This is a genomic window from Kurthia huakuii LAM0618, assembly GCF_000505545.1.
Lineage (GTDB): Bacteria > Bacillota > Bacilli > Bacillales_A > Planococcaceae > Kurthia > Kurthia huakuii.
In genome coordinates, this window is record NZ_AYTB01000017.1 from 208,012 (window position 1) to 234,215 (window position 26,204).

The 26,204-nt window shown below is 39.2% G+C and carries 27 protein-coding genes and 2 pseudogenes; 27 read left to right on the top strand and 2 right to left on the bottom strand.

Annotated features, from left to right (window positions below; all coding sequences use genetic code 11):
• Window positions 1–28: 28 nt before the first annotated feature.
• A complete protein-coding gene (locus V514_RS19350; protein WP_235073511.1) occupies window positions 29–1,441 on the top strand; it encodes a class I adenylate-forming enzyme family protein in 1,413 nt (470 codons plus the stop codon).
• Between the two features lie 35 nt (window positions 1,442–1,476).
• Here the strand turns inward: V514_RS19350 and V514_RS0116145 are convergent, their stop codons facing one another.
• Window positions 1,477–1,812, bottom strand: a complete 336-nt coding sequence (locus V514_RS0116145; protein WP_327059474.1) for a DUF4293 family protein — start codon at window positions 1,810–1,812, stop codon at window positions 1,477–1,479.
• 24 nt (window positions 1,813–1,836) lie between these two features.
• Window positions 1,837–3,201, bottom strand: coding sequence for an amino acid permease (locus V514_RS0116150; RefSeq protein WP_029500898.1), 1,365 nt, complete (start codon window positions 3,199–3,201; stop codon window positions 1,837–1,839).
• Between the two features lie 174 nt (window positions 3,202–3,375).
• Between V514_RS0116150 and V514_RS0116155 the strand changes: the two genes are divergently transcribed.
• From V514_RS0116155 to V514_RS20700, 26 genes and pseudogenes are all read left to right on the top strand, one after another.
• Window positions 3,376–5,358 carry a S9 family peptidase gene (locus V514_RS0116155; protein WP_029500899.1) on the top strand — a complete coding sequence of 661 codons (1,983 nt, stop codon included), beginning with the start codon at window positions 3,376–3,378 and terminating at the stop codon, window positions 5,356–5,358.
• A 102-nt stretch (window positions 5,359–5,460) separates the two neighbouring features.
• A complete protein-coding gene (locus V514_RS0116160; RefSeq protein WP_029500900.1) occupies window positions 5,461–6,105 on the top strand; it encodes a VTT domain-containing protein in 645 nt (214 codons plus the stop codon).
• 104 nt (window positions 6,106–6,209) lie between these two features.
• Complete coding sequence (locus tag V514_RS0116165; RefSeq protein WP_029500901.1) at window positions 6,210–7,436, top strand: EAL and HDOD domain-containing protein; 1,227 nt, start codon at window positions 6,210–6,212, stop codon at window positions 7,434–7,436.
• Between the two features lie 61 nt (window positions 7,437–7,497).
• A complete protein-coding gene (gene cccB / locus V514_RS0116170) occupies window positions 7,498–7,818 on the top strand; it encodes a cytochrome c551 (RefSeq protein WP_029500902.1) in 321 nt (106 codons plus the stop codon).
• Between the two features lie 102 nt (window positions 7,819–7,920).
• A complete protein-coding gene (hprK, locus tag V514_RS0116175) occupies window positions 7,921–8,850 on the top strand; it encodes an HPr(Ser) kinase/phosphatase (RefSeq protein WP_029500903.1) in 930 nt (309 codons plus the stop codon).
• A 20-nt stretch (window positions 8,851–8,870) separates the two neighbouring features.
• Window positions 8,871–9,674 carry a prolipoprotein diacylglyceryl transferase gene (lgt, locus tag V514_RS0116180; RefSeq protein ID WP_029500904.1) on the top strand — a complete coding sequence of 268 codons (804 nt, stop codon included), beginning with the start codon at window positions 8,871–8,873 and terminating at the stop codon, window positions 9,672–9,674.
• 76 nt (window positions 9,675–9,750) lie between these two features.
• Window positions 9,751–10,401 carry a pyrophosphatase PpaX gene (gene ppaX, locus V514_RS0116185; protein WP_029500905.1) on the top strand — a complete coding sequence of 217 codons (651 nt, stop codon included), beginning with the start codon at window positions 9,751–9,753 and terminating at the stop codon, window positions 10,399–10,401.
• Window positions 10,394–10,900, top strand: coding sequence for an acyltransferase (locus V514_RS0116190; RefSeq protein WP_029500906.1), 507 nt, complete (start codon window positions 10,394–10,396; stop codon window positions 10,898–10,900). Before ppaX ends, V514_RS0116190 begins: the two co-directional genes overlap by 8 nt.
• Before the next feature lie 145 nt (window positions 10,901–11,045).
• Window positions 11,046–12,212: an ATP phosphoribosyltransferase regulatory subunit gene (locus V514_RS0116195; RefSeq protein ID WP_029500907.1), complete on the top strand. Its 1,167-nt coding sequence runs from the start codon at window positions 11,046–11,048 to the stop codon at window positions 12,210–12,212.
• Window positions 12,209–12,844, top strand: coding sequence for an ATP phosphoribosyltransferase (hisG, locus tag V514_RS0116200; RefSeq protein ID WP_029500908.1), 636 nt, complete (start codon window positions 12,209–12,211; stop codon window positions 12,842–12,844). Before V514_RS0116195 ends, hisG begins: the two co-directional genes overlap by 4 nt.
• A 4-nt stretch (window positions 12,845–12,848) precedes the next feature.
• Entirely contained in the window at window positions 12,849–14,126 is a 1,278-nt protein-coding gene (hisD, locus tag V514_RS0116205) for a histidinol dehydrogenase (protein WP_029500909.1), read from the top strand.
• Window positions 14,127–14,128: 2 nt separating this feature from the next.
• Window positions 14,129–14,719 (top strand): imidazoleglycerol-phosphate dehydratase HisB, encoded by a 591-nt coding sequence (gene hisB, locus V514_RS0116210; RefSeq protein ID WP_029500910.1) that lies wholly within the window; start codon window positions 14,129–14,131, stop codon window positions 14,717–14,719.
• Window positions 14,720–14,730: 11 nt separating this feature from the next.
• Window positions 14,731–15,375 (top strand): imidazole glycerol phosphate synthase subunit HisH, encoded by a 645-nt coding sequence (gene hisH, locus V514_RS0116215; RefSeq protein ID WP_029500911.1) that lies wholly within the window; start codon window positions 14,731–14,733, stop codon window positions 15,373–15,375.
• 3 nt (window positions 15,376–15,378) lie between these two features.
• Complete coding sequence (gene hisA / locus V514_RS0116220; RefSeq protein WP_029500912.1) at window positions 15,379–16,116, top strand: 1-(5-phosphoribosyl)-5-[(5-phosphoribosylamino)methylideneamino]imidazole-4-carboxamide isomerase; 738 nt, start codon at window positions 15,379–15,381, stop codon at window positions 16,114–16,116.
• Window positions 16,116–16,874, top strand: coding sequence for an imidazole glycerol phosphate synthase subunit HisF (gene hisF, locus V514_RS0116225; protein WP_029500913.1), 759 nt, complete (start codon window positions 16,116–16,118; stop codon window positions 16,872–16,874). Before hisA ends, hisF begins: the two co-directional genes overlap by 1 nt.
• On the top strand, window positions 16,871–17,488 hold the full coding sequence (hisIE, locus tag V514_RS0116230; protein WP_029500914.1) for a bifunctional phosphoribosyl-AMP cyclohydrolase/phosphoribosyl-ATP diphosphatase HisIE: 618 nt from the start codon (window positions 16,871–16,873) through the stop codon (window positions 17,486–17,488). Before hisF ends, hisIE begins: the two co-directional genes overlap by 4 nt.
• A gap of 140 nt (window positions 17,489–17,628) precedes the next feature.
• The gene (locus V514_RS0116235; protein ID WP_029500915.1) at window positions 17,629–19,158 is read left to right on the top strand and encodes a tetratricopeptide repeat protein; all 1,530 of its coding nucleotides are present in this window, start codon (window positions 17,629–17,631) and stop codon (window positions 19,156–19,158) included.
• A gap of 77 nt (window positions 19,159–19,235) precedes the next feature.
• Window positions 19,236–20,183 carry a thioredoxin-disulfide reductase gene (gene trxB / locus V514_RS0116240; RefSeq protein ID WP_029500916.1) on the top strand — a complete coding sequence of 316 codons (948 nt, stop codon included), beginning with the start codon at window positions 19,236–19,238 and terminating at the stop codon, window positions 20,181–20,183.
• Between the two features lie 277 nt (window positions 20,184–20,460).
• Window positions 20,461–20,937 (top strand): NUDIX hydrolase, encoded by a 477-nt coding sequence (locus V514_RS0116245; protein ID WP_029500917.1) that lies wholly within the window; start codon window positions 20,461–20,463, stop codon window positions 20,935–20,937.
• Between the two features lies 1 nt (window position 20,938).
• Window positions 20,939–21,817 (top strand): RNase adapter RapZ, encoded by an 879-nt coding sequence (gene rapZ / locus V514_RS0116250; protein WP_152528997.1) that lies wholly within the window; start codon window positions 20,939–20,941, stop codon window positions 21,815–21,817.
• A gap of 5 nt (window positions 21,818–21,822) precedes the next feature.
• The gene (locus V514_RS0116255) at window positions 21,823–22,788 is read left to right on the top strand and encodes a gluconeogenesis factor YvcK family protein (RefSeq protein ID WP_200864040.1); all 966 of its coding nucleotides are present in this window, start codon (window positions 21,823–21,825) and stop codon (window positions 22,786–22,788) included.
• A gap of 20 nt (window positions 22,789–22,808) precedes the next feature.
• Window positions 22,809–23,759, top strand: coding sequence for a DNA-binding protein WhiA (gene whiA, locus V514_RS0116260; RefSeq protein ID WP_029500920.1), 951 nt, complete (start codon window positions 22,809–22,811; stop codon window positions 23,757–23,759).
• A 22-nt stretch (window positions 23,760–23,781) separates the two neighbouring features.
• Window positions 23,782–24,036: an HPr family phosphocarrier protein gene (locus tag V514_RS0116265; protein WP_029500921.1), complete on the top strand. Its 255-nt coding sequence runs from the start codon at window positions 23,782–23,784 to the stop codon at window positions 24,034–24,036.
• A 227-nt stretch (window positions 24,037–24,263) separates the two neighbouring features.
• Window positions 24,264–25,439, top strand: a complete 1,176-nt coding sequence (locus tag V514_RS0116270) for an IS256 family transposase (protein ID WP_029500922.1) — start codon at window positions 24,264–24,266, stop codon at window positions 25,437–25,439.
• 222 nt (window positions 25,440–25,661) lie between these two features.
• Window positions 25,662–25,856, top strand: a pseudogene (locus V514_RS20880) (HTH domain-containing protein); the annotation flags it as partial.
• A 102-nt stretch (window positions 25,857–25,958) separates the two neighbouring features.
• A pseudogene (locus tag V514_RS20700) lies at window positions 25,959–26,204 on the top strand (IS3 family transposase); the annotation flags it as partial.

The following is a 26,204-nucleotide window of genomic DNA, read 5'->3' on the forward strand; positions in this document are numbered from 1 at the left end:
TGTATAATGAAATATAAAGAGGTGATGTATGTTGAATCTACTACAGCAGTTAGCAAGTCAACCATGTGAGAAAGTAGCATTGGTATTCGAACAACAAACGCTTGATTATCGTGCGTTATGTGAACGTATAGAAGGGATTGCCACACATTTACGTGCACAAGGTGTGGTAGAAGGACAACATGTTGCTCTGTTGATGCATAATCACTCAGCATTTGTTGAAAGTTTATATGCTATTTGGACGTTGGGAGCAGTAGCGGTGCCGTTGAATCCAGATTATACTGCTACTGAACTAACGTATATTTTAAATGACGGCGATGTAACGTATGCGATTGTTGAGTCATCTGAAAAAATAGGTACGCTCGCACATACAACAATCGAAGAGTTATCACGCGTAAAAAGTTGTACACCGGGCAATTGGCATGTCGTCGATGAAAATCTAGCGCTTATTTTATATACATCAGGTACAACAGGAAAGCCTAAAGGTACGATGCTGACACATCATAATTTGTATAGCAATGCGCGCGATGTAGCTCAGTTTTTTCACTATGAAAATACAGATACAGTGATCGTGACGTTACCGTTATTTCATGTTTTTGCGTTAACAGTTGTATTGAATGCACCGTTATTTGTTGGCGCAAAATTAATCATTTTACCACGCTTTAGCCCTGTAGTTGTACTTGAAACGATTGCACGCGAGCAAGCAACACTCTTTGCGGGTGTACCATTGATGTACAATTATATGGTACAGACTGCTAGCACACATGATTTGAGTAGTTTACGCCTTGCAATTTCTGGTGGCTCGCCATTACCACGTGCTATTCATGAAAAATTTGCTGAAGCGTTTCACGTATCGATTGCAGAGGGATACGGATTGTCAGAAGCATCGCCAGTGACGTGTTTTAATCCAATAGGACGCGCTAAAATTGGAACAGTCGGAACAGCAATTCCACATGTTGATATTAAAATTATTGATGAAGGGTTTACGGAAGTAGCTAAAGGACATATTGGAGAGTTAGCAGTACGTGGTCCTAATGTGATGGTTGGTTATTACAAAAATCAAGAGGAAACGGCGAAAGCGTTCGCAAATGATTATTTACGCACCGGAGATCTAGCTTTTGTCGATCATGAAGGTTATGTTACGATTATTGATCGTAAAAAAGATTTGATTTTGGTTGGAGGTTATAATGTTTATCCAAAAGAAGTCGAAGAAGTGCTTTACAGTCATGAAAAAATAAAAGAAGTAGCAGTCGTTGGAAAGCGTAGTGCGCAGCTAGATGAAGAAGTTGTCGCATTTGTTGTGAGCGATGAAGCATTAGATGAAGAGGCGTTAAAAGCTTATTGCAAGGAGCGCTTAGTCCGGTATAAATGTCCAGCTCATATTCGACAAATTCCGATGTTACCGAAAAATAGTACGGGGAAAATTTTAAAATATGAATTATAAAAAAGAAGTGCTGCCTAGTTAGGAAGCACTTCTTTTTATGCGGCTTTTTTGCGTAATGCAAAGTAGACTGTCAAAATATTAAGTGTTACGGCAATGATGCCTAATGAAAATGTAACTTCATCACCTTTTAACTCAAACTCTTCAACGATGATTCCTTCTGTAAAGAATAGCAGCACGATGAGAATAAGGTTGCTAATACTAAATAATAGTTGATAAAAACGTGAACGATATTTTGGTATAATCGCGAGCACTAGCATAATGAGTGACATCGCTAAAATAAAGTAGAATACTGGTTCAAATAATGTAAATGTATCTTGCATAAAAATTCCCTCCCATAAAAAATAAACCACAGCGCATGATGTTTTGTCCATTATGCGCTGTGGTTGTATGAATGATTATTGAATCATTTTATTTTTGTAATAACCGAAGTACAGAACTAATAGGAAAATCATCCAGATTGGGCCAACGATTAATGCGATGCGAGTTCCTTCGTTGAATGCCATCAGAATGACTACAAATAAGAAGAATACAATTGAGATGTATGATATATATGGATACAAGAACATCTTAAATGATAGTTTGTTGACTTGTTCTGTTGATAATGTTTGACGATATTTAATTTGTGTCACCAAAATCATAATCCACGTAAAAACAGCACCAAATGTTGAAACGCTTGTGATATATGTAAATACTTTTTCGTCAACAAAGTAGTTGAGTGCTACACCGATTAATAAAACGATTGCTGACATATAGATGGCATTTGTTGGTACACCTGTTTTCCCAACTTTTCCGAAAATTTTAGGTGCTTGTTTTTGGTGGCTTAAATTAAATAACATACGACCTGTACTAAAAATACCAGAGTTACAGCTTGAAAGTGCAGCTGTTAATACAACGAAGTTAATAATACCAGTTGCATAGCGAATGCCGACATTTTCAAACATCATCACAAATGGGCTATTGCCATCTGTAATTTGATTCCATGGATAAATGGCCATGATGACAGTTAAAGCGCCTATGTAGAAAATTAAAATACGGATTAACACCGTATTGATAGCGCGAGGAATTACCTTTTTAGGGTTTTTTGCCTCACCGGCTGTAACACCAATCATTTCAACACCTAAATAGGCGAACATAACAATTGGTAAAGCTGCAATGACGCCACTAAAACCATTTGGCATAAAGCCACCATGTGACCATAAATTGCTAAAGCCAAGTGCTACGCCATCATTACCAAAGCCAAATAAAATCAATGCAAGACCAAGAACAATCATAAAGATAATAGCCACAATTTTAATCATCGCAAACCAAAATTCCATTTCACCAAATGCTTTGGCAGCGATTAAGTTAATAGCCGTCATCAAGATAAGCGCAAACAATGCCCACATCCATTTTGGAGAATCTGGGAACCACAGTTGCATATAAATTCCTGCAGCTGTAATTTCGGCCATACATGTGACAATCCATAAGAACCAATAGTTCCAACCAGTTAAGAAACCGGCAAGTGGACCTAGTAGTTCTTGTGCGTATCGGCTAAATGAACCCGCAACAGGATGGTCTGTTGCGATTTCGCCAAGTGCGCGCATCATGAAGAAAATGAAAATACCGCCAAGTGCGTAAGTTAGTAAGACGGCAGGTCCTGCCAACTTAATTGCTCCTGCAGATCCTAAAAATAGACCGACCCCTATAGCGGCACCAAGAGACATTAACGTAATGTGTCTCGCCTCCAGCCCTCGCTGAAGTTCGGGTTGCTGTTTTGCCATAAAAACGCCTCCGATGCTATAAAATTGCACTATCAATGGTATCATAAAACAGTGACAAATACATGACAAAAACAAGAGCTTTTACATAAATTTTCTGAACATAGTAGAAAACTTAGATAATTTTATTCGTATGGTAAGATGTTTTATACGATGAATTTCGAGGGAGAGTTTGAAATGACACGTTTGATAGAAGAAAAAGATTTATACCAGTTACACTCCATTACAAGTCCAATATTATCGCCAAATGGTAAAGAAGCTATTTTTGTGCGTACGGAAATGAATGATCGAGACAACACGTATTACGGCTACTTATATCACATTAATTTAGAAACGAAAGAAATTACACAATGGACGCATTTAAAAGAGCGTATTTTAAATATTAAATGGTCACCAGATGCGCGTTATGTTAGCTTTTTAGCGACTCGTTCTAAAAAGAATCAACTGTATATCTTGCCAACTCGTGGCGGGGAAGCACAATGCTTAACGAACTTTATGTACGGTCTAACAAATTATGCGTGGTCACCAGATGCCACATCTATTTGGTTTAGTGCCAATGTTGAAGAAGGAAAAGATTTTACGGATATGGCGACGAAAATTAATCCGAAGCGCCCTGATGCGTATGAAGTTAGCGGTATGCGTTACAAGTTGAATGGCATGGGGTTACTTGCAAAAGATCGACATAGTCAGATTGGTTTATTAGATATCCTAACACAACGTGTAACACGTTTTACAGATGATGCATTTGATTATCATTTTACAGCGTTATCACATGATGGGAAAAAAATTGTTTATGCGGTTAATCGTGCAGCGGAATCTATACGCGATTACGATTTTAGCTCACCACTTTATATTGCAGATATAGAAACAAAAGAAGAAACGCTTATTACTGATATGCAAGGCTATTTTGGCGAAGCTTATTTTTCACTCGATAATCGTTATGTCGCATTTGTTGGTTCTGCACTAGAGCCATTTAAAAATGCAGCACATACAGAGCTCTATATTTATGATATTGAAGAACAAACTTATTTTAGCTTAACTGCAGCAATGGATTTACCAGTAGGGGATTATCAAACAGCGGATGTTCAGCAAGGTGCAGTTGCGCCGGGTGTCGTATGGTGCGATGATAATGCACTTTACTTCCAAATGTCATCAATGGGGGATACACGTTTATATTATGCAACGCTAAATGGCGCTATTTATCCAGCGACACCAGAAAATGAGCATGTGTATGGCTATGATATTAATCGCGATGCCATTCATGCAATTGCCACCATTAGTGACCCAACACATGTCGGGGAACTGTTTGCACTTAATATTTCAACGGGTGAGCGGGAACAACTGACACGTTTTAATCAACAATTTGAAAATCAAGTGACGATAGTTGAACCAGAAGCGTTTAATTTTACAAACGATGCTGGCGAGCTAGTATTTGGTTGGATTATGAAACCTGCAATGTACGAAGAGGGCCAAAAATATCCATTAGTATTAAATATTCACGGTGGTCCACATATGATGTATGGCAATACATTTATCCATGAAATGCAATTGTTTGCAGCGAAAGGTTATGGTGTAGTTTATGTGAATCCTCGAGGTAGTCATGGTTATAGCCAAACGTTTGTTAATGGTTGTCGTAATGATTATGGCCGCGGAGACTATCAAGATTTAATGCAGGCTGTGGATGCTGTCATAGATGAAAATTCTTGGATTGATCAAGAGCGTTTAGCGGTAACAGGTGGCAGTTATGGTGGATTCATGACAAATTGGATTGTTGGTCATACAAATCGTTTTAAGGTAGCGGCAACACAGCGTTCGATTTCGAATTGGATGAGCTTTTACGGCGTGTCAGATATTGGTTATTATTTTACTGAATGGCAAATTGGTGGCGATATGACAAATGTTGCAAAGCTTTGGGAACATTCACCGTTAAAATATGCTGAAAAAGTTGAGACACCGCTACTAATTTTACATAGCGAACAAGATTATCGTTGTCCAATTGAGCAAGCTGAGCAGTTATATATTACGCTAAAATCAATGGGCAAAGATACGAAATTTGTCCGCTTCCCACGTGCAAATCACGATTTATCACGTACAGGGTTACCTAATTTACGCCAAGAACGCTTACGTCAGCTAGCTGATTGGTTTGCAGAGTATTTGTAAAGTTTTTGTAAATACGCAACTTTGAATTGCGTAAAACGTTGCTTGTAGGTAGCAATAGGCGTATGATACATTACGTATTTTGAAAGATTGTGAGTGACAAAAATGGATATTATTAAATTTTTATTCGACTTTATTATGCATATTGATGAGCATCTAGTAGAATTAACAAAGGATTTTGGCGGTTGGACATATGGATTTATGTTCTTGATCGTGTTTGTTGAAACAGGAGTTGTCATTTTTCCGTTTTTACCAGGAGATTCATTATTATTTGCAAGTGGTGCGCTCGCGGCAATAGGTGGTTTAAAGTTACCCCTTGTACTAGCAACGTTCTTTATTGCTGCAGTGCTTGGCGATAGTTTGAATTTTGAAATCGGGAAACGAGTTGGAACAACAATTCGACCAGGGAGTTTTTTAGGACGTTTTATTAGCCAAGAAAATGTAGATAAGGCACAAGTGTTTTTTAACAAACATGGCGGTAAAACAGTTGTCATTGCACGCTTCATGCCGTTTATTCGTACCTTTATTCCATTTGTAGCAGGGGCAAGTCGAATGCAATATGGTTATTTCCTTCTATACAATATTATTGGTGGGGCATTATGGACAGCTGTTTGTGTGTTAGCTGGTTATTTCTTTGGGAATATTTCCTTTGTAAAAGACAATTTCTCAATCGTTGTATTAGCAATTATTTTCATTTCGGTATTACCGGCGATTATTGCTGCGCTAAAGGCGAAATTTTCAATGAAATAAGCATATTTTTAAAGGCTGTAGGGAATACGTTCACTACAGCTTTTTTTGTGTGAGATAATATAAAAAGTTTGATGTAGAGTAATATAGAAGGGAGAGGGCTGTTTTTGGAAACTTATATTGGAAGGCAACCTATATTTGATGAGCTAGAGCAAGTGTATGCTTACGAACTATTGTATCGTAACAATGAAAAAAACTATTTTGAAATGCCAGATGCAGATGTTGCGACATACGATGTCATCGCCAAAACTTTTGTATCTTTTGGCGTAGATGAGTTGTCGCAAGGACGACCTTGTTTTATTAACTTTACAGAAAATCTTTTAATGAGTTCGATTTTTGAACAACTATCTGCACAGTTTGTAGTTGTTGAATTGTTAGAAGATATTATAATTACAGAAGATATTATTGAACGGGTTCAAGAATTAAAAAAATTAGGTTACCGTATTGCTCTCGATGATTTTTTATTAGCAGACGATTTATTAACTTCAAAAATTTTTAAGTATGTGGATATTATCAAAGTCGATTTTTTATTGGCTTCAGAGGATGAGCGCTTAAAGATTGAGTACTTAGTAAGCAAGTATTATCCGCATATTACATTGTTAGCAGAAAAAGTAGAAACACTTGAAGAATACAAATGGGCTCGCTTGCATGGATATAAATTGTTTCAAGGTTATTTTTTTAAACGTCCCCAAATTATCGTAACAAAAGACATTCCAGCGAATATTTTACAATACTATCGTGTCATTGCATTGCTACGTGAATCTGCTCCAAATATTAATCATTTGGCGGAAACAATTGAACGCGATATGTCACTGTCATATAAACTTTTAAAGCTTATTAATGGTTCGCCAAAACGACGCCTTAACAAAGTACGTTCAATTAAAGAGGCTATTCTATCTTTAGGATTACGGGATTTACAACAGTGGCTTCATATTTTAACGTATCGTGAAATGCGTGCTACGAAAGTCTCTGAGCGTCTACAAGAAGTTATGAAAGCATCGCTCGTGCGTGCAAAAATGTGTGAGTCATTGGCGCGCTATAATGGTGAGAAATCTCCTTCAGAATATTTTTTAGTCGGTATGTTTTCGCTTGTGGATGTTATTTTAGGTCGCCCACTCTATCAAATTTTACAACAGCTCCCATTATCTGAAGATGTTGTAACGACAATTTCAGGCGATAATACATCGCTGCAACCATATTTACAACTCGCCATTTCACTTGAAAATATGGAAGTGGAGCATGTTCGTCAATTGGCGCGTCAAATCGAAGTTCCTGCAACAACTCTTTTACGCATGCATTACGAAGCAAATGAATGGGCCGGTCAAGTTCAGTAAAGCATTTCCATGCTATACTGATAAAGAGTGCAAGGGTTAATAAGTGAGGAGGAGATAAACGTTGAAAAAAGTATTTTTTGGCGTCGTTCTGGGAGCAACTATGTTGTTAGCAGCATGTGGTGGTAGCGATGAGGCAGGGAAAAATAGTGGTACAACTGCAGAACCAGATGCAGCGCAATTAGCAGAGCAAAAATGCATGGGCTGTCACGGTAAAAATTTAGAGGGTGGCTCAGCACCAGCTCTTGATAAAATTGGCGCTGATAAAACTGAAGAAGAGATTGCGACGATTATTAAAGAAGGGACAAAAGGTGGTATGCCAGCAGGTCTCGTTAAAGATGATGAAGCAGAGCAGTTAGCTAAATGGTTAGCTGAAAAAAAATAATGTCGATGAAACTGTTTCTTACGCTAAAGTACGCGTTTGGAACAGTTTCTTTTTATGCCTTAGGTTGCTAAAATAAGAAGGTATGAGAGGAGTGTGCATGAAGTGGATCAAGTTAGTACAAAAGATGTCATTGAAATGTTTGACCTGAAGCTAGAAAGTGGCGAAGAAGGTATTGGACGTCACATTTTAACGAGTGATATTTCACGTCCGGGACTAGAGATGGCAGGTTATTTCAATCATTATCCAGCCGAACGTGTGCAATTATTAGGAAAATCAGAGCTATCATTTTTTAATACGTTATCAGTTGAAGAAAAACGCAACCGTATGAATAAACTATGTGCTGCAAATACACCAGCTATTATTATTTCGCATAATATGGAAGTACCACAAGAGCTTATCGAAGCATCTGAAACAAACCATGTACCTGTGTTAATGACAAAATTAAAAACGACACGATTTTCTAGTATGTTAACCAATTATTTAGAAAGTCGTTTAGCACCAATGACTGCTGTGCATGGTGTATTAGTCGATATTTATGGTATCGGTGTTCTATTAACTGGTAAAAGTGGCGTAGGGAAAAGTGAAACCGCACTGGAACTTGTAAAAAAAGGTCACCGTTTAGTAGCTGATGACTGCGTTGAAATTCGTCAAGAATCAGAAAATATGCTTGTCGGAAATGCACCTAAATTAATTGACCATATGTTAGAAATTCGTGGAATTGGATTAATTAATATTATGACGATGTTTGGTGCGAGTGCTGTGCGCCGTAATAAGCGCATTTCACTTGTCATTGATTTAGAATTATGGGATGCTGAAAAAACATATGACCGTCTTGGCTTAGAATCGCAAACGATGAAAGTCCTTGATACTGAATTAACGAAACTAACGATTCCCGTACGTCCTGGTCGAAACTTAGCCGTTATTATCGAAGTAGCAGCGATGAACTATCGTTTGAAAAATCTAGGTATCAATTCGGCTGAAGAATTTACACAACGTCTTGAAAGTGTCATTCAAGAAAAATCAGATATGTAGCGTTGTGAAAGGAGAAAATAATGGATTTAGCTTTAATGGCGATTGATCCGGTAGCCTTTTCAATTGGGGCACTTGAAGTTCGCTGGTATGGAGTTATTATTGCCAGTGGGATTTTACTGGGATATTTCGTTGCACAACATGAAATGAAAAAGCGTGGATTTGGTGAAGATTTCTTAACAGACTTATTAATTTGGACTGTGCCAATCGCAATTATTTGCGCACGTATTTACTATGTTATTTTTGAATGGTCGTACTACAGTCAACATCCTGGTGACATCATTCAAATTTGGAACGGTGGTATTGCCATCCACGGAGCATTAATTGGTGGTGGGATTACTGTTTATGTATTTTGTAAGAAACGTGGTGTTAACTTCTGGCAAGTAGCTGATATTATGGCACCATCCATTTTAATCGGTCAAATTTTAGGTCGATGGGGTAACTTTATTAATCAAGAAGCACATGGTGGTCCAGTAACGCAATCGTTTTTAGAAAATTTAATGATTCCAGATTGGATTATTAACCAAATGAATATTGATGGCATTTATTATCATCCAACATTCTTATATGAATCATTATGGAATGTAGTTGGCCTAATTGTGCTGTTATTACTGCGCAAAGTCAATCTTCGCCGCGGTGAAATTTTCTTAACTTATGTTATTTGGTATTCATTCGGTCGCTTCTTCATTGAAGGACTTCGTACAGATAGTTTATTAATCATGGGCTTCCGTACAGCGCAGCTTGTATCGTTAGCTGCCTTAGTCATTGCGGTCATTATTTTTATTTACCGCCGCATCAAAATGAAGCCAGTACGTTATAAAGATTAAGTTAGAAGAGTGTTGCAGATAACGCAGCACTCTTTTTTTCGTTATAATAGAAGAAAGAAGAGAGAGGTGCAGTGGTATGAATTTTGAGGCATTGTTATTTGATTTTGATGGAACATTATTAAACACGAATGATTTAATTATTGAAACATTTGCTCATGTGGTGGATCCAAAATTTCCGGGTCGCTATCAACGCAGCGATTATTTGAAATTTATCGGACCAACCTTGTTAGAATCTTTTACAGAAGTGGATGCATTGAATGCAGAAGCGTTAGTTGCAGAGTATCGTGTATGGAATCAACAGCATCATGATGAACTTGTGACGGAGTTTCCAAATGTGAAAGAAGTATTATTTAATTTACATGAAGCTGGTGTACGCTTAGCTGTTGTTTCAACAAAACGTGGAGATACATTGCGCAAGGGTTTAGATTTGATGGGTATTACAGCGTTATTTGACGTGCTGATTTCACAAGATGATGTAGTGCATACGAAACCGCATCCAGAGCCTGTTGAAAAGGCAGTTATATTACTTGGTGTTGAAAAGTCTAAAGCGCTAATGATTGGTGATAATTCACATGATATTTTAGGAGGGCATAATGCAGGTGTGCAAGCAGCAGGTGTAGCATGGTCATACAAAGGAATAGACTATTTGAAACAGTTTAATCCAGACTATATGTTACATGATATGGCCGATTTATATGATATCGTAGGAATTAAAAGTCATGCGTAAAACAGAGCGCTATCCGGTAGAAGGCTCAACATCGCTATGGCAGATTTACAAAACGGTCTCATTTTGGAAAGTAGCGAAATGTTTTATTGTGATTGAAATTGCGCGTATTACGCCATTCTTATCATGGAAAAACTGGATGTACCGAACATTGTTACGGATGGATGTTGGAAAACGAACGGCTTTCGCGTTAAAAGTAACACCGGATACGATGTTCCCCGAACGTATTTCAGTTGGCGATGATACCATTATCGGTTTTAATACAACAATATTAGCGCATGAGTATTTAGTTGATGAGTATCGACTTGGCGATGTCAAGATTGGTAGTAGCGTGATGATTGGTGCTAATTCAACGATTCTACCAGGTGTGACAATCGGGGACGGCGCTGTTGTGTCAGCGATGACGCTTGTCAATAAAGATGTGCCTGCTGGAGCGATGGCTGGAGGCAACCCCATGCGCATTATTTATACGAAAGAGGAACGCGAAGCGAGAGGGAAATAACCTCGCTTCCCTGTTAAATAATCTGTTTATTCAATCAAATCTGAAATAAGGTTGACGATTTAACATGATTGCGTTAAAATAGCTTCAACATATTAGTTCTCTAATACTCTAGTGTATTAAAGTATTCGGATAAGGAAGTGTCAACATGTCATCAATTCGTAAGTTTGAAAAACCATTAGGAATGCGAGATACATTCCCAAAAATCTTTGAAAAGCAAGAAGCCATTCGCAGTAAAGGGCGCGAATTTTTACAGTTACGTGGGTATGAGTTTTTAAAAACACCTACATTAGAATATTATGATACGGTCGGTAAAGCATCGGCTATCGTAGAGTCATCGTTATTTAAATTGGTTGATACACAAGGAAATACATTAGTATTACGCCCAGATATGACGACGCCAATTGCGCGTGTAGCATCATCGAAATTATTAAAAGAGAAGATTCCATTACGCCTTGCTTATTTTGCGAATGTATTCCGCGCGCAAGAGCATGAAGGTGGTCGCCCAGCGGAGTTTAGCCAAATGGGCATTGAAATTATCGGAGATTCTTCTGTTTATGCTGATGCAGAAGTAATTTTAACAGCAATCGATTTTTTAAACCAACTCGGTGTTGAAGATTTCAAAATTACGATTGGGAACGCAGGTATTTTAGATGCGATCATTCGTAAAAATGTTGAAACGGATGAGCAATTTGCGGAATTACATCAGCTACTTGTTCAGAAAAATCTTGTAGGTTTTGAAGAAGCTGTTGCTCGTTTCCGCCTGCCTCGCACTGAAGAAGAAACATTACTGAATTTCTTAGAGGAAGCGACAGAGCTTACAAGCATCCGTCAAATTTCAAAATATTTATCAGGAAAACAAGCATTGCTTTATATGGAGCAGTTAGCATCGATTTTAGAAATTGCCGATGTTGCAAAATACATCGCATTTGATTTTACATTAGCAAGTCACATGAACTATTACACAGGAATGTTGTTTGAAGTATTTGCAGCTGGTTCAGGTTTCTCATTAGGAAATGGCGGCCGCTATGATGGCTTATTAAGCGACTTTGGGAAAGATGTGGGTGCTATCGGATTTGGTATGCGTATCGATTATTTAGTCGAAGTGATGCCACAGCAAGAAGTACCAAAAGATGATGTGCTCGTATTATTTGTATCAATGCAATTACAAGAAGCATTAAAAACAGCAGAAACATTACGTGCACAAGGGAAACGCACGACACTACAAGCTATCGAAGGGTTAGAGGATGTGGCGACATTTGAGGCGCAGTTTAGTGATGTCGTACGCATTGGTCAAGGAGGAATTTCATTATGAGTAATACAGCATTAACAATCGCCATGCCAAAAGGTCGTATTTTTGAAGAAGCATATGATATGTTGATTGAGGCAGGATTCAATTTACCTGAAAACGTTGAAATGTCACGTAAATTAATGATTGAAATTCCTGAAGAAAATATTCGTTTTATTTTAGCGAAACCAATGGATGTGCCAACATATGTCGAACATGGTGTAGCTGACATCGGAATTGCTGGCAAGGATGTTTTATTAGAAGAGCGTCGTAATGTGCATGAGTTACTTGATTTAAATATTTCAAAATGTCATGTCGCATCAGCTGGTTTACCTAATACAGGATTAAATGAAATTGCACCACGTATTGCGACAAAGTATCCAAATATTGCTTCAGACTACTATCGTGAAAAAGGCGAGCAAGTCGAAATTATTGGCTTAAACGGTTCTATCGAATTAGCACCAATGATTGGCTTAGCAGATCGCATTGTCGATATCGTATCAACAGGCCAAACATTAAAAGAAAATGGTTTAGTTGAATATGAATTTGTTGTCGATGTCTCATCTCGCCTTATTGCAAACCAAGCAAGTTATCGTATGAAAAATGCTCGTATTCAAGACCTTGTGAAACGGCTGAAAAAATGTGTGAGAGAAGGATAAAATGATGAAAATTCAACAACTAACAGCAGACATTTCATTAAAACGTCAATTAGAAGGTGGCAATGAGCAGCAACTTCGCACTGTACGTGAAGTATTAGCAAATGTTAAAGTGAACGGTGATACGGCTGTAAAAGAATATAGTGCTAAATGGGACGGGGTGCTACTTGATAACTTGCGTGTGTCAACCGAAGAAATTCAACAAGCTGTTGCATCAATGGAACCTCAAATCGTTGCAGATTTAACAGAAGCGGCGGCGAATATTCGTTATTACCATGAACAACAAAAACGTGATGGTTATAAGCTACCACTAGAAGATGGCTCGTGGTTGGCGCAGCGTATTACGGCAATTGCATCTGTGGGGCTTTATGTACCGGGTGGTTCAGCAGCCTATCCGTCATCTGTATTGATGAATGTAATTCCTGCACAAGTAGCGGGCGTGGAACGTATTGTCATCGCAACACCATGTGATAAAGAAGGTAAACTTCCAGCAGCAGTGTTAACGGCAGCTTCTATTTTAGGCATAACAGAAATTTATAAAATGGGTGGTGCACAGGCAATTGCGGCACTTGCATATGGTACGGAAACAATCACTGGAGTCGATAAAATTACCGGTCCGGGAAATATTTTCGTTGCACTCGCAAAACGTGAAGTATTTGGTGAAGTGGCGATTGATATGATTGCTGGTCCAAGTGAAATTGCGGTAATTGCAGATGAAACAGCTCATGCAGATGAAGTGGCAGCTGATTTATTATCGCAAGCAGAACATGATCCGATGGCATGCGCAGTTCTTGTGACGACAAGTGAAGCAGTAGCAAAACAAGTGTCAGATGAAGTAGAAAAGCAACTTCAAACATTACCACGTGAAGCGATTGCGCGTAAAGCAATTGAAAATTACGGTGCAATTTATGTTGGTGAATCAATGACACAAGTAGTTGCTGCGATTAATACATTAGCACCAGAACACTTAGAAATCGTGACGAAAAATCCAGAAGCGGTGATGGAGCAAGTGAAAAATGCTGGTGCTATCTTCTTAGGACGCTATAGCTCAGAACCTGTTGGAGATTATTTTGCGGGTACAAATCACGTCTTACCAACGAATTCAACAGCATGTTTTGCATCGGGTTTAAATGTCGATGATTTTATTAAACGCACAAGCGTTGTTTATTATTCAGAACAAACATGGCAAGACAATGCGCCAAAAATTGCGCGACTTGCACGACTTGAAGGTTTAGAAGCACATGCACGCGCAGTAGAATCTCGCGGCTGGAATAAGGAGGACTAATGATGGTACGTTCAGCAAAAATTGCTCGTAAAACAAATGAAACACAAATCGAAATTGAATTAAATTTAGATGGTGAAGGCAAAGCGACCGTTGATACCGGCGTACCATTTATGGACCATATGCTTGATTTATTTTTGAAGCATGGCTTATACGATGGGGTCATTAAAGCGAATGGTGATACACATATCGATGATCATCATACAACAGAAGATTTAGGCATTGTGTTAGGGCAGGTTATACGCGAAGCACTTGGTGATAAAAAAGGAATCCGTCGCTACGGCCATGCGTTTGTGCCGATGGATGACGCCCTTGCTCAAGTGTTTGTTGATTGCTCGGATCGTCCGCATTTAGAGTTCCGTGCGGAGTTACCACAAGAAAAGGTGGGGACATTTGATACAGAATTAGTACATGAGTTTTTCTGGAAGTTCGCGCTTGAAGCACGTATTAATTTACACATTATCGTTCCTTATGGTCACAATACACACCACATTATCGAAGCAATGTTTAAAGCAACAGCACGCGCACTAGACGACGCAGTACAAATCGATCCACGTGTGAAAGGTGTACCGTCAACAAAAGGCTTGTTGGGCTAGGGGGAAACAACATGAAAATTGGTATTATCGATTATGGTATGGGCAATTTATTTAGCGTAGAGCAAGCAGTAAAACGTCTTGGCGCAGAAGTACTAATCTCAGCAGATAAAGAAGAATTGTTAACAGCTGATGCATTAATTTTGCCAGGTGTAGGCGCATTTCCAGATGCGATGGCTCGTTTAGAAGAAACAAATCTTGTATCGTTATTTGATGATGTGGTAGCGACAAAAAAACCACTGTTAGGCATTTGCTTAGGGATGCAGCTACTTTTTGAAGAAAGTATTGAAAAAGGCGATAATAAAGGTCTTGGTTTATTCAAAGGGAGCATTGCAGAGTTTAGTGGAGAAGATGCAGAAGGTAAGACATATCGTGTGCCACATATGGGCTGGAATAATCTACAATTCAAACGTTATCCAACGTGGCTTTCAAAAGAAGCGTTAGATAATGATTATGTTTATTTTGTACATTCGTTTTATGCCACAGATGTAGAAGAACTTGATTTAGTTGCGTATGCAGATTATGGTGGTGAAATCGTACCGGGAATCGTTCAAAAAGGTTCGATTACAGGGATGCAGTTCCACCCAGAAAAATCAGGTAGTTGTGGGGTTACGTTATTAACATCATGGTTACAAGGTATTGAAAAGGGAGAGGTCTAACAGATGACAGGTATTCAAATTTATCCAGCAATCGACATGCGAGGCGGTAAATGCGTGCGTTTATATAAAGGGGATTATGCGCAAGAAACAGTCTATGCAGACTCTCCATTCGACATGGCTAAGCAATTTAGTGATGCAGGAGCTACATATGTGCATATGGTTGACTTAGATGGTGCGAAGGACGGCGAGCGCGTACATGCTAATGATGTTATTCGCGTAGCGCAAGAGCTTCCAGTGAAAGTGCAAATTGGCGGCGGTATTCGTTCTGTTGAAGATGTGCGCTTTTATTTAGAAAGTGGCGTAGACCGTGTCATTATCGGTTCACTAGCTATTCGTGAGCCAGAGCTTGTGGCAACATTTATTGAAGAGTTTGGTGCAGAGCGCATCGTCATCGGATTAGATGCGAAAGATGGCATGGTTGCAACGCATGGTTGGATTGAAACATCGGATCAAAAAGCAACAGATGTAGCAAAATATTTTGTTGAACGCGGTGCGAAGCATTTTATTTTCACTGATATTGCGACAGATGGTACGTTGCAGGGGCCAAATATCGTTGCAAACAAAGAACTGTCAGCTGCTACAGGTGCTGAAATTATTGTCAGCGGTGGTATGAGCTCACTTGTTGATATTGAAGCGGTAAAAGCAGCAGCGAAAGATTCGACAATTGGCGGCGTCATTATCGGGAAAGCACTTTACACGGGGCGCTTTACGCTAGAAGAGGCACTTGAGGAGGCCAAGTAATGCTAACAAAACGTATTATTCCATGCCTTGATGTCAAGGAAGGGCGCGTCGTAAAAGGCGTGCAATTCGTCTCATTACGAGATGCTGGAGATCCGGTTGAACTTGCGAAATTTTACAATGAACAAGGTGCAGATGAATTAGTGTTTTTAGATATTTCAGCTACACATGAAGGGCGCGAAACGATGGTCGATGTTGTGCGTGAAACAGCGTCAGCTTTATCGATTCCCTTTACTGTTGGCGGCGGTATTCGCACGCTTGAAGATATGAAACGTATGCTTCGTGCTGGTGCTGATAAAGTTTCCGTGAACTCAGCGGCATTACAAAATCCACAGCTTATTAAAGAAGGGTCTGACTATTTTGGGGCACAATGTATTGTTGTAGCAATTGATGCGAAGTGGAGTGAAGAAGACGGCACATGGATGATTTATACACATGGTGGTCGTAATAAACTCCAAAAAGAAGCAATTGCTTGGGCAAAAGAAGCAGTTGCGCTAGGTGCCGGCGAATTACTTGTGACAAGTATGGACAAAGATGGCGAAAAATCAGGTTTTGATAATGCTTTATTAAAAGAAATTCGTGCAGCAGTTAATGTGCCGGTGATAGCGAGTGGTGGCGCGGGAAATGCAGAGCACTTCTATGAAACATTAACAGAAGCGGATGCAGACGCAGCACTTGCTGCATCTATTTTCCATTACAAAGAAACGTCTGTTGCTGAAGTGAAAAATTATTTGCGTAACAAAGGGGTTGCGGTGCGATGAAATTAAAATTTGATGATAAAGGGTTAATTACGGCTGTTGTGCAACATGCGCAAACGAAGGAAATATTGACTGTTGCGTATATGAACGAACAATCTTATCAGAAAACGCTTGAAACGGGCGAGACATGGTTTTACTCACGTTCACGCCAAGAACTATGGCATAAAGGGGCAACGAGTGGCCATACACAAAAGGTCGTAGCAATGCGTGCAGATTGCGACCAAGATGCACTTGTAGTAGAAGTATTGCCAGCAGGACCTGCGTGTCATACGGGAGCTGAGTCGTGCTTCCATAATACAATTGTTGAAAAGCCAACTGAAATCGGGTCACTCGACATTTTAGATACGCTAAAGCGTGTGATTGAAACACGTGCTGTTGAAATGCCGGAGGGGGCATATACGACATATTTATTTAATGAAGGTGTCGATAAAATTTGTAAAAAGGTCGGCGAAGAGGCGACGGAGTCTGTTATTGCGGCGAAAAATCGCGATGCAGAAGAATTAAAATGGGAAGTGGCGGATTTAATTTACCACTTGCTCGTGTTACTTAAAGAGCAAAATGTCGATTTATATGATGTGCTAGGCGTTCTTGAAAAACGTCACGAATCACATGAATAACGACTCGAAGAAGTTTGGCATAAGCTAAGCTTCTTTTTTTCTGCAGTAAACATTGCTATAATCGTAGGTATGCTATAATTAAAAGAATTAAAATGCGGGAGCGTGACGGCGTTCCTTTATGCTTTTCGGAGGAAAATTTCTTGGAGAAAAATCATACAACGATGGAATCTATTGTGAATAATGTTGTGTCGTTCATCCCAACAGGTGATTTTTATTATCATAAGGCGATGAAGGCACTGGAATATAACCATTTTGACCAAGCAAAAAAATATTTAAAACGCGCGCTAGAATTGAGTCCTGATGATACAAAGATTCTTGTGCAGACGGCTTATTTGAAAATGGAAGAAGAATCTTTTTTAGAGGCGCTTGAACTGTTGCGCCATGCGAATAATATTGAGCCGAATGATCCTGAAACGGTGCTGTTTTTAGCAGAAGTTTCAGCGAATATGGGTCTCGCAGAAGATGCCATCAATTTTGCGACACATTATTTAGAAATTGAGCCAGCAGGTGAATATCGCGAAGAGGCTGAGGAAATTATCGATATTGTGACGGATATTTTGAAAGAAGCTCCACTTGAAGATCACCAAGGCTCAGCTGAAAAAAATTATGAGCAGGAGCGCGCACGCCATTTAATGGAGACCGGTGATTTCGAATCTGCAATTGAAATTTTAGAAAATTTAATTGCGGAATACCCAGATTTTTGGGCGGCATATAACAATTTAGCGCTCGCTTATTTTTATAAGGGGGAGCACGAACAGGCGCGTGCGTTGCTACATGAAGTGCTCATTGGTAACTACGGTAATATTCATGCGCTCTGCAACTTAACCGTTATGTCTTACTATGAACAAGATGATGCTGATGAATTAAAATTGTTAACGGATACATTGTTAAAATTACAGCCGTATTTTGTGGAACACCGCTATAAATTGGGCGCAACGCTTGCGTTAATCGGCCAATATGAGCAGGCGTATAAATGGCTGCATAGTTTGAAAAAACGCGGTTATATTGGCGATGCAGGCTATTACTTCTGGTTATCTCACTCAGCGTATTTTGCAGGACATGACCAAGAATCACGTACAGTGTGGGACGAATTGATGCTAATTGACCCGTCCAAAGAAGGTTTAGAGCCATGGGCCAATGTTGTTAAGGTGCCAGATAGCGATGATATTTTAAGTGACCGTGAGTACTTAATAGGTCGCTTAGAGCACGAAATCTTGCAGGAACGTTTATTAGGATTGTTTTTACTTAATAAATCGCCATTTAAGCAAGAATTACTTGCACATCCAACATTAATTGATATCGATAGTTATTCAACGATTGAGAAGTTGATGTTAGCGTATGCGATGAATCATGATTTTAGCGAAGATGTAGCATTAGCTAGTTTTTATCGTGCTATGGAAGTGCTTGAAAAACTTTATGTGCAGCATGAGCCAATAACAATTGATACGACATTTTTATTGCAGTTGTGGCTCGTATTATTTGAAAAAGGCTTACATGCAGAATATGATTTTAAAAATCCAACTGCATTAGCTGCAGCTACAGAATATATGTTTTATGCTGTACGCGAAAAGGTGACTAAAAAGGAAATTGCTGAATGGTACGGTACAACAACGAAAACATTAACGAAATATGTAGATGAACTGATGCAATTCTTGCCGATTTATGACTAGGCAGATTTGTTGTGAAAATAGAACAGATACTATACTATCTAGGGTATAGAAGATATATATATTAGGAGGAATTTGAAATGTCAGAAGAAAAAATTTATGATGTTGTCATTATCGGTGCAGGTCCTGCAGGTATGACAGCTGCTGTTTATACATCACGTGCAAACCTTTCAACATTAATGATCGAGCGTGGGATTCCAGGCGGTCAAATGGCGAATACAGAAGAGGTTGAAAACTACCCAGGATTTGAAACAATCTTAGGTCCTGACCTTTCAACAAAAATGTTCGACCATGCGAAAAAGTTTGGTGCTGAATATGCGTACGGTGACGTTACTTCAATCACAGATGGCAAAGAATATAAAACAATCGTTGCTGGTCAAAAAGAATATAAAACACGCACAATTATCATCGCAACAGGTGCTGAATACAAAAAAATGGGTGTGCCAGGTGAATCAGAACTTGGCGGCCGCGGCGTAAGTTACTGTGCTGTATGTGATGGTGCATTCTTCCGTAATAAAAACTTAATCGTTGTTGGTGGCGGTGACTCTGCAGTAGAAGAAGGTATTTACTTAACACGCTTCGCTGATAAAGTAACAATCGTTCATCGTCGCGATAAATTACGTGCACAAAAAATCATTCAAGACCGTGCATTTGCAAACGATAAAATTGATTTCATTTGGAATAATACAGTAAAAGAAATCAACGAAAAAGATGGTAAAGTAGGTAGCGTAACATTAACAAATACAGTTGACGGTGCAGAATCAACTGTAGACGCAAATGGTGTATTCATCTACATCGGTATGAACCCATTAACAAAACCATTCGCCGAATTAGGCATCACGAATGAAATTGGCTATATTCCAACGAATACGCAAATGGAAACATCTGTGCCAGGTATTTATGCTGCAGGTGACGTACGTGAAAAAACGCTTCGTCAAATTGTTACAGCAACAGGCGATGGTAGTATTGCAGCACAAGCAGCACAAGCATACATTGAAAACCTTATCGAAGAATTAGCAGTAAAATAGACTTTTGCAACAAAAATGAAATAGTTGCAATAAAATTCAAATATGTGCGTAACAGCGTTGTTACAAGCATCGGTTATAGTAGTAACTGTAATAACCCCTTTGAGTTTTAGAATATTGGTAAAGCCCCTTCTCGACCGCACGCGAGAAGGGGTCTTTTTTTGCGTTTAGCCATCTTTTTGCGACAAATTATGCCACTACAGCAATCCGAAAGATATACGTTTTTACACATCCATTGTATAATGTAGGATAGAACAATAGAGAAATGAGGTGTCGTGTTGTGCAACGTATTGCAAACTTATTAGTAAAGAAGGATGGAAAAGTTCTTCTATTAAAAAAACCACGACGCGGCTGGTATGTAGCACCAGGAGGCAAAATGGAAGATGGTGAGTCGATTTTTGAGGCTGCCACACGAGAATACCATGAAGAGACCGGCACAACAGCACTTGATGTGCATCTCAAAGGTGTTTTCACGATGGTTATTAAGCGCGGTGATAAAGTAATCAACGAGTGGATGCTTTACACATTTTTAGCGTATGACTTAGAAGGCACGCCATACGGAGAAACACGTGAAGGCGTTTTAGAATGGCGCGACGCCGAAGATTTAAAAACATTGCCGATGAATGAAGGCGACCGAATCGATTTATTATTTGCCGTAAATGAACCAGGAATTCAATACGGTACATTCACATATACGGAAGAATATGAATTATTAAATAGTACAGTTCAGATGTCTGTCGAAAGGAATGGAAATTAACATGGCAACCCCACAATCGAACGAGTTAATTATTATTACAGGAATGTCAGGTGCAGGAAAGTCAGTAGCCGTACGCAGCTTTGAAGACTTAGGTTTTTATTGCATTGACAACTTACCGCCGGCATTACTCCCTACTTTTGTCAATCTCATGAAAGAATCAACAAAAGATATTACTCGAATGGTTGCGGTCATGGATTTACGTGGAGGTGATTTCTTCTCGTCATTAATTGATGCGATTGATCAAATCGCAAATGAGGATATCGTTGAAACGAAGATTTTATTCCTAGATGCAGATGATGAGGTGCTCGTACGCCGCTTTAAAGAAACACGCCGTTCACATCCATTGGCAGCAACAGGCCGACCATTGGAAGGAATTCGTCACGAGCGCGAGCTATTAACAGAAGTAAAAGAGCGTTCTCAATACATTTATAACACATCAAGTATGAAACCAAAGCAACTGCGTGAACGTATTATTACAGAATTCTCTGCGCAGACGTCAAAAAGTTTTAATGTCAATGTAATGTCATTTGGCTTTAAGCATGGGATGCCAATCGATGCGGATCTCGTATTTGATGTGCGTTTTTTACCGAATCCATATTATATTGAGGCGTTACGCCCAATGACCGGCTTAGACGAAGAAGTATCGTCATATGTATTAAAAATGGATGACACGCAAACGTTAATTAATAAGCTAACAGATCTATTTGAGTTTATGCTGCCGCGCTATCAAGAAGAAGGTAAGAGTCAGCTAGTAATCGCGTTTGGTTGTACAGGTGGTCAACACCGTTCCGTGACATTAGCTGAATATTTTGGAAGAATTCTTGGAGAAGAAACACCGACAGTTATTACTCACCGAGATGTCGAGAAAAGAAAGGGCTAATGCTGATGGAAACTAAGAAGCGTGCTGTTATTATTGGTGGAGGAACAGGTTTGTCTACATTAATTCGTGGATTAAAGCAGTACCCGCTTGAATTGACAGCGATTGTCACTGTAGCTGATGATGGAGGAAGCTCTGGACGTCTTCGAGATGACTATGACATCCCTCCACCGGGCGATGTCCGTAATGTCATTGCTGCGATGTCAGAGGTAGAGCCACTTGTTGAAGAAATGTTCCAATATCGTTTTCAAGGGAAAGAAGCTTTAAAAGGACACTCACTTGGTAATTTGATGCTCACAGCATTAACAGAAATTACCGGTGATTTTTCGCATGCTATTCGTGAACTGAGCCGTGTTTTAAATGTGCATGGGCGCGTGATTCCTGTCGTCAATGAAAGTATGACATTGTTAGCTGAATTTACAGATGGCTCCATTATTGAAGGAGAATCTGTTATTCCAAAGCAGCATAAGAAAATTAAACAAGTATTTTTAAAGCAAGAAAATTTGCGTCCCTTACCAGATGCGATTGAAGCGATTGAAGAGGCAGATTTGATTATCGTTGGCCCTGGTAGCTTATATACGAGCATTATTCCGAACTTTCTCGTAAAAGAAATTCGCGATGCAGTGATTGCGGCAAGTGGCCGAAAAGTGTATATTTGTAATCTCATGACACAAGATGGGGAAACGTCGCATTATACAGCAGCTGACCATGTGCAAGCGATTTATGATCATGTAGGGACACCGTTTATTGAAACAATTTTATTAAATAATCATTCTGAAATGCCCGGCGATATTGAAGAAAGTTATAAAGAAGAGCGTGCAGAGCCAGTAATATTTGATATAGCTCGTTTAGAAGCACTTGGGCTTGAAGTGATTCAAGCAAATATTGCGACTGTCAAAAATGGGACAGTGCGTCATAAAGCGATACGCGTGGCTGAGTGGCTATACAACTATACGAATGAAAAACGAGTTTAAGAACGAGAGGGGGAATCGATATGTCATTTGCTTCAGAAATGAAAAAAGAGTTAACGCAAATTGAAGCGGACGACGCAAGTTGCAAGGCAGAGCTATCCGCACTCATTCAGATGAATGGCTCATTATCATTTGCTAATCGCCAATTAAGCCTAGATGTGCAAACAGAAAATGCAGCCATTGCTCGTCGCATGTATACAATTTTAAAACGCTTATATGACTATCCAATTGAACTATTAGTGCGAAAAAAAATGCGTTTGAAAAAAAATAATGTCTACATTTGCCGCGTGCGTGAAGGTGCGAAAGAGCTGCTTGAAAGCCTTGAAATTTTATCGGGTAATTTCCTCTTTAATCATGAAATATCACATGATTTAATCGATACAATAGATAAGCAACGTGCGTATTTACGCGGCGCTTTTTTAGCGGGTGGTTCTGTCAATAATCCAGAAACATCTGCGTATCATTTAGAAATTTATTCGTTATATCGTGAGCATGGAGAAGCTCTAGCTGCGTTGATGAATGGATTTTCATTAAATGCCAAAACAATTGAACGTAAAAAAGGTTTTGTAACGTATTTAAAAGAAGCAGAAAAAATTTCTGATTTCTTAAGCCTAGTTGGCTCACATTCTGCTATGATGAAATTCGAGGATGTCCGTATCCTACGCGATATGCGTAATAGCGTCAATCGTCTTGTAAATTGTGAGACAGCAAACTTAAATAAAACGATTGGTGCATCACTTCGCCAAGTCGAAAATATTAAGTTTATTGATAAGATGATAGGTATTGAGCAGTTGCCAGATAAGTTACGTGAGATAGCTCGTCTTCGTGTAGAGCATCAAGAGGTGACGCTAAAGGAACTTGGGGAAATGGTGTCTACAGGCACTGTTAGTAAATCGGGCGTCAATCATCGTCTACGCAAAATCGATTCGATTGCAGATACATTAAGAGCAGGACAGAAAGTTAATTTAAAATAACTATAGGGAGTGGAAGTAAGAAATGATTCAACAACAATTAACAGTCGAGCTAGAAGCCGGCTTACAAGCGCGCCAAGCCGCAAGCTTTGTACAAGAAGCAAACCGCTTTGCGAGTGATGTGTTTATCGAGAAAGATTCAAAACATATTAATGCAAAAAGTATTATGGGTGTTATGAGCTTGGCGATTTCATCTGGTGAAGACATTACACTAACAACATCTGGTGAAGATGAGCAGCAAGCACTTGAAAAATTATGTGATTTTTTAATGAATAAATAAAAAATATACGAAAAAGTCGTACAAGTTGTACGGCTTTTTTGTTTTGTTAAAAAGATACAAAAAAAGAATCTTTAGACCTATAAAAAATTCGTTAAATCGACTGTTTAAGAAATAAAATAATGAGAGCGTAAAATATTTTGTGTAAATGAAAAAAATCCATAAAAAAGAAGACCCAATTCTTGGTAGAATAAAGTCACGACAACCAATTCTAGAAAGAGGGTCTTCCTATGGATAAGTTTACGACAGAAATCATTCAAACGCTAGCGCAAAATGGTAATATCAGTGAAATTTTTCGCAGTCATCTTGAAAAAGCGGTCAATACGCTGTTAGCGCAGGAGTTAACGGCGTTTTTGGACTATGAAAAATACGACCGTATCGGCTTTAACTCTGGGAATTCACGAAATGGTGTGTACGAACGCACGTTGCACACTGAGTATGGCGACTTAAAGCTCGAAATTCCGCGTGATCGCAATGGCGATTTTCGTCAACAGACCATCGCACCGTATAAACGCTCGAACGATACGCTTGAAAACACGGTCATTCACTTGTTTCAAAAAGGCATTACGATGACGGAGATTGCCCACCTCATTGAACGAATGTACGGGCATCACTACTCACCGCAGACGGTTTCGAATATGACGCAGGCGATGAATGATGAAGTTGAAGCGTATCACAATCGCCAGCTGTCGAACCGTTATTCATGCGTCTATTTAGATGCGACGTATATTCCAATCAAACGTGATATGGTAGCGAAAGAAGCCGTTTATTTAGCGATTGGTATTCGTTTGGACGGCTCAAAAGAAGTGCTCGGTTATACGATTGCACCGACAGAGTCTGTTCATGTATGGCGTGAGCTATTGGAAAACTTCCGTGAACGTGGAATGGAAGAGGTCCTTCTGTTTATTTCAGATGGCTTAAAAGGCATGGAATCGATGCTTTCTGAAGTATATCCGCACGCGCATTATCAAACGTGTCTCGTTCATGTGCAGCGCAACTTGAGTCATAAAGTGCGGACGAAAGATCGGGCAGAGGTGTGTGACGACTTTAAACAAGTATATCGTGCTGAAACGGTAGAAGAAGCGATTCAAGCACGCGAACGCTTTATCAAGAAGTGGCAGACTGCCTATCCGAAGCTCGTGCCAATGGTCAAAGGCGATGCCATTTTAACGTTCTACGCTTTTCCACAGTCAATCCGTCGTAGTATTTACTCAACGAATTTGATTGAATCGGTGAATAAACAGCTGAAAAAATATACGAAACGTAAGGAACAGTTTCCAAACGAAGCATCCCTTGAACGCTTCCTCGTTTCACAATTAAATGACTACAACACACGCTTTCTCGCACGTTGTCATCTTGGATTTGACCAAGCACGTGCCGAATTAGAAGTGATGTTCGATCGCTAAATGTGACGATCTGCCAAGTTTGGGTTGAGCCATTTACACAAAATTATTGACGGTGCCAAAATAATAAATATCCATAAAAAGAATGTATTAGAAAGGTTTTAAATGAACTGAACCCCGAATAGTGGACACTTTAAAAAAAGTGAACCTATTCGGGGTTTTTCTATTTTCATCACTAGAAATCCCCGTTATACTGACTTTACGATTTAAGAACAGGAGAACATCATGAGTAAAATAATTTTTAATGAACATCAGCGTAGACAAATTGAAGCGAATCCATATGTCGTTTCAGTATCTGATCGATCAATTCAATATACAGTCGATTTTAAATTAAAGGCCGTACAAGATAATCTTAAAGGAAAAGGTCCTTCTGAAATTTTTAAAGCTGCCGGTTTTGACATTGAAATAATTGGGCTTTCTAAAATACAAAGTGCCATTCATCGTTGGAAAAAAATCTATCAAATTCACGGTGAAAAGGGATTTACCGAAGAACGTCGTGGAAAAGGCAGCACAGGTCGGCCTCCCATGTCACGACGAGGGAATTGTCTAGATAATGCGCCAATGGAATCGTTCTTTGGGCATTTCAAAGATGAAGTAGATTATAAAGAGGCTGAAAGCTTAGCGGATTTACATACACTTGTATTAGAGTATATGAATCATTACAACCATACAAGAAAGCAATGGACATTAAAAAAGATGACTCCGGCAAGTTACCGAAGTCATCTCATTGTATTATGCAAGATAAAATTCCTTCAAAATGCAAACTAA

Excerpts from the sequence above, each read along its gene's own strand:
- V514_RS19350 (WP_235073511.1), top strand. The coding sequence starts at position 29 with ATGTTGAATCTACTACAGCAGTTAGCAAGTCAACCATGTGAGAAAGTA.
- V514_RS0116145 (WP_327059474.1), bottom strand. The coding sequence starts at position 1,812 with ATGGACAAAACATCATGCGCTGTGGTTTATTTTTTATGGGAGGGAATT.
- V514_RS0116150 (WP_029500898.1), bottom strand. The coding sequence starts at position 3,201 with ATGGCAAAACAGCAACCCGAACTTCAGCGAGGGCTGGAGGCGAGACAC.
- V514_RS0116155 (WP_029500899.1), top strand. The coding sequence starts at position 3,376 with ATGACACGTTTGATAGAAGAAAAAGATTTATACCAGTTACACTCCATT.
- V514_RS0116160 (WP_029500900.1), top strand. The coding sequence starts at position 5,461 with ATGGATATTATTAAATTTTTATTCGACTTTATTATGCATATTGATGAG.
- lgt (WP_029500904.1), top strand. The coding sequence starts at position 8,871 with ATGGATTTAGCTTTAATGGCGATTGATCCGGTAGCCTTTTCAATTGGG.
- ppaX (WP_029500905.1), top strand. The coding sequence starts at position 9,751 with ATGAATTTTGAGGCATTGTTATTTGATTTTGATGGAACATTATTAAAC.
- V514_RS0116190 (WP_029500906.1), top strand. The coding sequence starts at position 10,394 with ATGCGTAAAACAGAGCGCTATCCGGTAGAAGGCTCAACATCGCTATGG.
- V514_RS0116195 (WP_029500907.1), top strand. The coding sequence starts at position 11,046 with ATGTCATCAATTCGTAAGTTTGAAAAACCATTAGGAATGCGAGATACA.
- hisG (WP_029500908.1), top strand. The coding sequence starts at position 12,209 with ATGAGTAATACAGCATTAACAATCGCCATGCCAAAAGGTCGTATTTTT.
- hisD (WP_029500909.1), top strand. The coding sequence starts at position 12,849 with ATGAAAATTCAACAACTAACAGCAGACATTTCATTAAAACGTCAATTA.
- hisB (WP_029500910.1), top strand. The coding sequence starts at position 14,129 with ATGGTACGTTCAGCAAAAATTGCTCGTAAAACAAATGAAACACAAATC.
- hisH (WP_029500911.1), top strand. The coding sequence starts at position 14,731 with ATGAAAATTGGTATTATCGATTATGGTATGGGCAATTTATTTAGCGTA.
- hisA (WP_029500912.1), top strand. The coding sequence starts at position 15,379 with ATGACAGGTATTCAAATTTATCCAGCAATCGACATGCGAGGCGGTAAA.
- hisF (WP_029500913.1), top strand. The coding sequence starts at position 16,116 with ATGCTAACAAAACGTATTATTCCATGCCTTGATGTCAAGGAAGGGCGC.
- hisIE (WP_029500914.1), top strand. The coding sequence starts at position 16,871 with ATGAAATTAAAATTTGATGATAAAGGGTTAATTACGGCTGTTGTGCAA.
- trxB (WP_029500916.1), top strand. The coding sequence starts at position 19,236 with ATGTCAGAAGAAAAAATTTATGATGTTGTCATTATCGGTGCAGGTCCT.
- rapZ (WP_152528997.1), top strand. The coding sequence starts at position 20,939 with ATGGCAACCCCACAATCGAACGAGTTAATTATTATTACAGGAATGTCA.
- V514_RS0116255 (WP_200864040.1), top strand. The coding sequence starts at position 21,823 with ATGGAAACTAAGAAGCGTGCTGTTATTATTGGTGGAGGAACAGGTTTG.
- whiA (WP_029500920.1), top strand. The coding sequence starts at position 22,809 with ATGTCATTTGCTTCAGAAATGAAAAAAGAGTTAACGCAAATTGAAGCG.
- V514_RS0116265 (WP_029500921.1), top strand. The coding sequence starts at position 23,782 with ATGATTCAACAACAATTAACAGTCGAGCTAGAAGCCGGCTTACAAGCG.
- V514_RS0116270 (WP_029500922.1), top strand. The coding sequence starts at position 24,264 with ATGGATAAGTTTACGACAGAAATCATTCAAACGCTAGCGCAAAATGGT.